Annotated in this window: 4 protein-coding genes; 2 read left to right on the top strand and 2 right to left on the bottom strand. The window is 64.8% G+C overall.

Going from position 1 to position 7,719, the window contains the following annotated elements; all coding sequences use genetic code 11:
- A partial coding sequence (locus tag AC1DCF_RS17260; RefSeq protein WP_477212049.1) for a DUF222 domain-containing protein occupies window positions 1-1,361 on the bottom strand: 1,361 nt, incomplete at its 3' end.
- Window positions 1,362-1,652: 291 nt separating this feature from the next.
- A complete protein-coding gene (locus AC1DCF_RS17255; protein WP_477212048.1) occupies window positions 1,653-3,215 on the bottom strand; it encodes a chitinase in 1,563 nt (520 codons plus the stop codon).
- A gap of 252 nt (window positions 3,216-3,467) precedes the next feature.
- Between AC1DCF_RS17255 and AC1DCF_RS17250 the strand changes: the two genes are divergently transcribed.
- Together AC1DCF_RS17250 and AC1DCF_RS17245 are read left to right on the top strand one after the other, a co-directional pair.
- The gene (locus AC1DCF_RS17250; RefSeq protein ID WP_477212047.1) at window positions 3,468-5,828 is read left to right on the top strand and encodes a glycosyltransferase family 2 protein; all 2,361 of its coding nucleotides are present in this window, start codon (window positions 3,468-3,470) and stop codon (window positions 5,826-5,828) included.
- A 207-nt stretch (window positions 5,829-6,035) separates the two neighbouring features.
- Entirely contained in the window at window positions 6,036-7,706 is a 1,671-nt protein-coding gene (locus tag AC1DCF_RS17245; RefSeq protein WP_477212046.1) for a GspE/PulE family protein, read from the top strand.
- Window positions 7,707-7,719 lie beyond the last annotated feature (13 nt).

Raw genomic sequence — 7,719 nt, 5'->3', positions numbered from 1 at the left:
CAGCCGGGCGGTGAGGTGCAGCCGGGGATGATGCAGCCGCCGTCCCGGGCGATGATCGCCTTGCGTTGCCCGGAGGAGAAGAAGCGTTGTTTGAGGTCGAAGGCGACGATTTCACCGGCGTCGTCGGCGAAGACGATCTTCTGCATCCCGCCCGCGCAGACCAGGCGTTGCACGGTGCTGATCGACAGGGGTGCTTCGACCCCGTCGGCCCAGCCGACCCCGGTGCCGTCGAGGAGGTCGGTCGCGTTCACGTGCACCATCACGGTCGGCGCCGCCCCGCCCATCGTCGGGGTGCCGGCGTCCCGGGCGGCGGCGTCGAAGACGCCGCGGAGAATGTCGGCGCGTTTCTCGCCGCCGGTGCGGGGATCAAGCGCCTCCAGCTGGTCGGCGCCGGGAATGACCTCGCCGGCGTCGATCCGGGCCTGCTCCTCGGCCACATGCGTGGCTTGTTCCTCGGCGGTCGGGAACCGGCCGGGCTCCGCCGGAACCGGCTGCGAACGAGCCGGGCTTGAATGAGCACTGAGATAGGTGTCGAAGATCCCGTTCATCACCCCGCGGAGTTCTGGGGTGACCCCACCGCGGAGGGGGTAGAGCCCGTCACGGAATTGGCCGAAGCCGACGGTGCTGCGCACCTCCATTGCGGTGCCGTCGGCCGGGGCGGTGCCGTCGGGGTCGAGGAGCGCCTTCCACTGCAATGCCTGCCCGCGGATCAGGTCCGCCGGGAACGCGAACCCCGCATTCGGCAGGCCCTCGTTCTCGGCCGTGATGGTGCCGGTCGCCGAGGCGACCAAACCGCGCTCGGCCGCATCGACCGCGTCCGGGGCGAGAAAGCTCGGCAGGTCGGTCAGGCCGGTGACGATCTGTTCGGCCGCATCGACGCCGATCGTCCCGGCGGTCAAAGCGTCGGCGACGACCGGGAACCGGGCTGGCAGGGTCGCGCCGACCACCTGGGTGATCCGGGTCTTCGCGCCGAGTCTGACCCGTCGTTTCGCCTCCCGGGCGGAGATCCGGGTGACCATCGTGAGCAGGTCGGTGCCGGTCGCACAGCCCCGCGTGCGCGCCAGAGACTCGTTCTGGGTGCGGGTGTCGGAGCGCGCGTCGATGTCGGCGGCGAGGGCGACCCGGCCGGCGTCCGTCAACCGGCCGACGGCCTCCATCGACCCGAGCAGGGTCAGCACGTCGTCGTCAGTGCGGAGATAGGAGTCGAACCCGGCCATCACCCCGGCCATGAGCGTGGCGGTCAACTCGAGCGTCTCAACCGTCGAGAACCCGGCGGTCAGAGCGGCAACCTGCGCCATGACCGCGGCCACCGGGGTGTCGGTGGTCGCGGTGATGATGAGGGAAACAGGCTCTGATTCCATGCTTCAATTCTCTCAAAGCGGGAACTGGAATACGAGCATTTCTCAGGATCGGTGGATAACTTTTCTAACATACGTTCTGTGGAGGAGCGCGCCCTCAACCCCGAGAAGCAAGCCTCAGAACGGGTGAGTTCAGAGGCCGGCTCGCGGGATCTCGACAGGCTCGATCACCGGGGCCGCGTTCAGGGGCCGGCTCGCGGGATCTCGGGATACGCTCGCTCCACGATCAGCGAGTGGGTCGGCAGTCAGCGGCCGAGCGTAGAGCGCTCGGCCTCGTCTGGTCCCGCGGCGACGCTACTCGCCGGACAGGATCCGGGTGACTTCCTCGTTCTTCAGCTTGTACCAGGCCGAACTGTTCGACCCCTCAAGCGCCGACTGCGGGCTGTCGCTCTGGTTCCACCACTTCGCCTCGAGGATCCGGCCATCGAGCATGACCCGGTCACCCTTCTCGTAGACGATGTCGGCCGCCCACTCCGGGTACGTGCCCGCGGGCACCTCGATGACCGGCTGCGGTTTGTCGCCCGCCAGCACCGGACCGATGAGCTTCCAGGGAGTCTCCGAGGCGCGCACCGAGGGGTTGTCCGGCACATCATTCAGCGTCCAGTATTTGGCCGAGTAGACATTGCCGTGCCACACCACCCGGTCCTCCGCCACATAGGTGGCCTCGGGTGACCAGATTTGGTAGGGACTGGTCGCCGGGTCGTCGACGACCGGCGCGATCGACGGCTCAGCGGTCCGGGTGGCCGGAGCAGTCGCCTGCGCTGTGGCCGGTGCGGCGGTGATCCCGGTGGCAAGCACTTTGGCGAACCGGGAGTCGCCCTGATTCACGCCGCTGCACGCATCCGAGACACGCTTCACGTCGGGGTAGTTGGTGCCACAGGTGGCGTCGCGGTTGAGCGACCACATCGACATCCGACCGATGCCCTTCTTCTGGGCGAACGCATTCAGGCCCTGCGCCGAATCGATGGTGAAGACCTCGCTTCGCACGTCGTTCTGGCCGATCATCGGGGTGAGCCCGACCTTTCGCCACAGCGTCATGTCGCCGAGGTCAGAACCGTCTGCCGTGTACAGCGTGCCGAGCTGATCGTGGGTGGCCTGCGCCGCGGCGATCGAGGCGTCGAGCATGCCGGCCGAGGTCGTGATGCCGGTGTTGAAGTCCATGGTCATCACGTTCACTCCGGTGAGATCCACATCCGCTGCGAGCATCTGGGCCACTGCGGTCGTGCCCTCGGTGGTCAGGCCCGTCGGGGCCACCGGAAGGGTGAGCCAGACGTCCAGCTTCGAGCTTCGCGCGACCTGCTCTTCCTGGATGGCGGCGATTGCCGCAGCCCGTCGCAGCCCGGCGTTCGGGTCGCTCAGGCTGGCACCCTCCACATCGAGGTCGATGGTGGTGACTTTGTACCGGTCAATGACCTCCCGGTACGCCTGCTTCAGCTTCACGGGGTCGGTGCACGATGTGGCCAGTTCGGAGTTGGCCACTCCGCCGAACGAGACGAGGATCTCGCCGCCGTTCTGAGCGAAACGGGCGATGCGCCGGTCCAGGTCCATGCTTTGCTCGGCCTCATCCAGTCCGTAGTGCCCACCCCACGAGGGCTCGCAGTCGGAATCGGGGTCGGCGACGATGAAGGAGAGCACGACATTCTTCACATCCGTTGCGGCGACATCCTCGAACGCAAACGTCGGCGTCGCAGTGACATCGACGTATCCGGAGAAGAATGACCGCGCATCGGATGCCGCGCGTGCATCGTCGAATTGGCTCCAGCTGAAGACCGCTCCAGCGACCGCCACTCCGACGGCGGCGCACAGGGCGACGACCCGGACAGCGGACAGACGGCGCCCGGGAAAGCGTTGTGACATAGTTTTCTCCCCAATACGGGGTACAGGCGGACCCGGGAAACGCCTCGCATGGCCGACGAAAGTGCCGGTCACGGTCCTGTTTGTGATGATTGGATGAATGTGGGCATCATTGCCGAGAGTCGATCCAGCGTGGTGGAAAACGCACGTCCTCCCATTATGTTGGCAAACGGCGAAGAATTTCTGGCCCACATCCGGGTGAGTTTTTCCGCGCCAGACACGGGTGAGAGTTCCTCCCGGTGACACGGGAGAGCTATGCCAGACCAACCAGTGCTGCCGACGGACGCGGTCGAGCACGACATCACGAAGTCCACAGCCGCGCCGGATGACGCATCCGTTTCCGATGCCGGTAGCACCCGCAAGCGCCAGTGGGGTGCGGAGCGCCGGTCGGAGCCGCTCTCGATCGTGCACCCAGTGCCGTCCCGGCGCAAAATTCTGCTCGGACGAGTGGGGATTCTGGCCACGATCCTGGCCTGGATTCTCTATGTCATTTCGACGGTGCTGCGGCAACTGGCCGACAACCCGAACGCGGGTTTCCAGTTTCAGCTGGAGACCGTCTCCTACCTCGTCGTTGTCACCTTCCTCACCTTTTCCGCGCTGATGTACCTGCTCGCGCGGCAGGGTGCAATGTACCGTTTCGCCAGTCACAAGCGCGTCGCCCGCGGCGAACTCGACCGCCACTTCGCCGACTACCACGAGGGCATCACCGTGCTCGTACCCTCGTACGCCGAGGAGCCTCAGGTGGTGCGCGCGACGCTCTGGTCGGCGGCGCTGCAAGAATTCCCAGACCTCACCGTTGTCCTCTTGCTGGATGACCCGCCGTTCCCCTCCGACCCGGCCGTGCTTGCCAGGCTTGAACAGACGCGGGCCCTCTCCGTCGACATCGAATCCGCCCTGGCCGCCCCGGCCGAACGGACCAACTCGGCGCTGGCCGATTTTCGGCAGCGGATGGAGCAAGGCGACACAGACGCAGCAGACGAGCTGCGCCGCGTCAGCACCGAATACGAGGCGGCAGCCGGCTGGTTGGAGACCATGGCCGAAGCGGAGCGCGTCGAAGACCATGTGGATGAGTTCTTCGTCGACCTGGTCGTCATGGGGCTCGCTCGAGAATTGCGCCTGACGATGCTCGCGCTTAACGCGGCCAGCGCGCAGAATGCCGCACTCGGCGCTGACCGGCTGGGCGAGCTGTACCAACGACTGACCTGGATCTTCAATGTGAAGACCAACACCTTCGAACGCAAGAAGTTCGCGAACTTGTCGCACGAGGCGAACAAGGCCATGAACCTCAACTCCTACATCTCGCTCATGGGAAGCAGCTGGCGCCGGGAAGACGCGGCAGGTGCTGTGATCCTCCGTGAAGCTGCTGGGGAATTGGCCGACCTGATCATCCCCGACACGGAGTACGTTCTCACGCTCGACGCCGACTCACTGCTCTTGCGCGACTACTGCCTGCGACTGGTGTACTTCCTCGAATCGGCCGGTAATGAGCGGGTCGCGGTCACACAAACCCCGTATTCGTCGTTTCGGGGCGCACCGACGCGTATCGAACGGGTCGCCGGCGCAACCACAGACATCCAGCACATCCTGCACCAGGGCATGACCTACTACGGGGCAACTTTCTGGGTCGGCGCCAACGCCGTCATCCGCAAGCGTGCACTAGAGGACATCGTCGAGGTAGAGAACGTTGGCGGATTTGAGATCCGCACGTACATCCAGGACCGCACGGTCATCGAAGACACCGAGTCCAGCGTGGACCTGGGCACCCATGGCTGGACGCTGTCGAACTACCCAGAACGACTTAGCTACAGTGCCACCCCGCCCGACTTCGGCGCACTCGTGGTGCAGCGGCGCCGCTGGGCCAATGGTGGGCTACTGATCCTGCCGAAGTTCTGGAAGCAGATCTCGCAGCGTCGTTTCATGCGCGAGCGGGTGCTCTTCCGCGAGGTTCTGCTGCGGGTCAACTACATGGCCTCCATCGCGTGGGCGAGCTTCGGCTTGCTGTTCCTGTTGGCCTACCCCTATGACAGCCGGTTGCTCAGCCCACTCGTCTTCGTCGCGGCGCTGCCATACTTCCTGGCTATGGGAAGCGATCTTCGCGACTCGGGGCACCGGTTCAGCGACATCTTCCGCATCTACGGATTCAACCTTGTTCTGCTGCCGGTAAACCTCGCCGGGGTCATCAAATCGATTCAGCAAGGTTTCACCGGCGAGAAGATCCCCTTCGTGCGCACGCCGAAGGTGAAGAACCGCACCGCGGCACCGGCCCTCTACGTTGTGATCCCGTACTTGATCGTTGCCTTCTCGCTGCTCACCGTGTGGCGGAACGTGCAGGATCAGAACTGGGGCAACGCGGCCTTCGCCGCGCTCAACGCCGTGCTGGCTGCTGGAGCGATTCGCGCCTACATCGGGGTGCGCAATTCAGCCGTCGACGTGGCCCTCGGAATACTCGGCTGGCTCTACGTCGAGCCGAAGAAGCCGAAGCAGGCCGCGCCGCAGATTGTGCCGAAGACGCCGGAGGAAGTGGATTGGGAATCGGTTCTCTACCACGGTGACCGCCGGCTCAACCGCGACCTGCGCGCGGGAAACGATCGTCGTCGCCGCGTCACGCCGCGCTAACTCATTGCCGTGGGTCGAAGCGCTCCACATAGAACGTGCCGCCAATGAGGGGCAGACAAGGGCTTTGCCCCCTGATCGTGGGTATATGCCAAGTGGGTGTGCTGACGCTACGCTGATGCGCTACCCCGTAGTACCCCGCGGATTTGCGGACTCTCAATGTCTTCACTTCTCCGGGCTCTCAGCTGCACCTCACCCGAGGAGGTTCTTGTGGCAACACTCACCGAAATTCTGATTCTGCACGGCCTCCTCCCGATCGAGCATCTCGATACGGTGATGGCCGGCGACCCTGCCGATGAATCGGCCGTACGCACGCTCGTCGCCGAGGGCGTCATCACCGAGGTTCAGTTTGCTCAGGCACGTGCAGCCCAAGCCGGCCTTCCGTTCATCGAACTTGTCGACTACCCGGTCGACCGACTTGCTGTTGCGCTCATCCCGGCCGTGGCGTGCCGCCGCCATGAGATTCTGCCGATTGGAATCGACAATGGCCGGCTGATGCTCGCCATGGTCGACCCCGGCAACATCTTTGCCATCGACGATGTGCGCGAGGCTGCACGGATGCCGGTGCGACCGATTGTCGCCGAACGTGCCGACCTGCTGGCGGCGATTGACCGTTATCTTCGCGCCGACGATGAACTCAGCAACCTGACGACGACGCTCGAGGAAGAAAACGCTCCGGTCGAGACCACGACGTTCGGTAGCACGGATTCAGCGGATGACGACGCCCCGATCGTGCGGTTCGTCAACCTTCTGGTCAGCCAAGCGATCCAAGACCTGGCCTCCGACATCCACATCGAACCTGCCGAGCACGATCTGCGCGTGCGTTATCGCATCGACGGGGTGTTGCACGAGATGCAGAGTGCCCCGAAGAGCATCCAGAATGGCGTGATTTCACGCCTCAAGATCATGAGCGACATCGACATCGCCGAACGGCGCAAGCCTCAGGACGGCCGGATGTCGGTCAGCCACGGCGGGCGCAAGATCGACCTGCGCGTGGCGACCCTGCCCACGGTGTGGGGCGAGAAGGTCGTCATGCGAATTCTCGACAACTCCAACACGAGCCTGAATGTGCGCGACCTGGCGCTGCTCGACCGCAATTTCGAGGCCTACAAGACCTCCTACAGCAAGCCGTACGGCATGATTCTGGTCACCGGACCGACGGGATCGGGCAAGTCCACGACGCTGTACACCACTCTCGGCGCCGTCGCCCGGCCCGAGATCAACGTCATCACCGTCGAAGACCCGGTCGAGTACCGGATGGCCGGTATCAATCAGGTGCAGGTGAACCCGAAGGCCGGCCTCACGTTCGCCAGTGCGCTCCGCTCGATTCTGCGCAGCGACCCCGACGTCGTTCTGCTCGGCGAGATCCGTGACCACGAGACCGCCCAGATCGCCATCGAAGCCTCGCTGACCGGTCACTTGGTGCTCTCCACTTTGCACACCAATGATGCGCCGAGCGCGATAACCCGGCTCACCGAGATGGACATCGAACCGTTCCTCGTCGGTTCGGCCCTCGACTGCGTCGTGGCACAGCGCCTCGCCCGCCGGCTCTGCGACAGGTGCAAGGCACCGGCTGAATTCGATGCCGACTACTTGACCAAGCTGCGATTTGGGTTCGACCCCGACCTCGAGCCACCGACGGTTTTCGCGCCGGTCGGCTGCACGACCTGCTCGAACACGGGCTATCGCGGTCGAATCGCCGTGCACGAGGTGATGACGGTGACCGAGGAGGTCGAGCGCCTCGCGGTTGCCCGCGCGTCGAGCGCCGAAATCGGCCGGCTGGCGCGCGAGCAGGGCATGATTACTTTGCGTGAAGACGGGTGGGAGAAGGCCAAGCTCGGCCTGACATCCGTCGAGGAGATTCTGCGAGTGGTGGCATAGTGCCGCCCGCAGC

The sequence above is a fragment of the Leifsonia sp. 10L418 genome (assembly GCF_056395445.1).
Note: the sequence above shows the minus strand (reverse complement) of the source record. Positions and strands in the feature narration are given on the sequence as shown.

Bases quoted from the DNA above. Each gene is read 5' to 3' on its own strand.
- AC1DCF_RS17255 (WP_477212048.1), bottom strand. From the start codon at position 3,215: ATGTCACAACGCTTTCCCGGGCGCCGTCTGTCCGCTGTCCGGGTCGTC.
- AC1DCF_RS17250 (WP_477212047.1), top strand. From the start codon at position 3,468: ATGCCAGACCAACCAGTGCTGCCGACGGACGCGGTCGAGCACGACATC.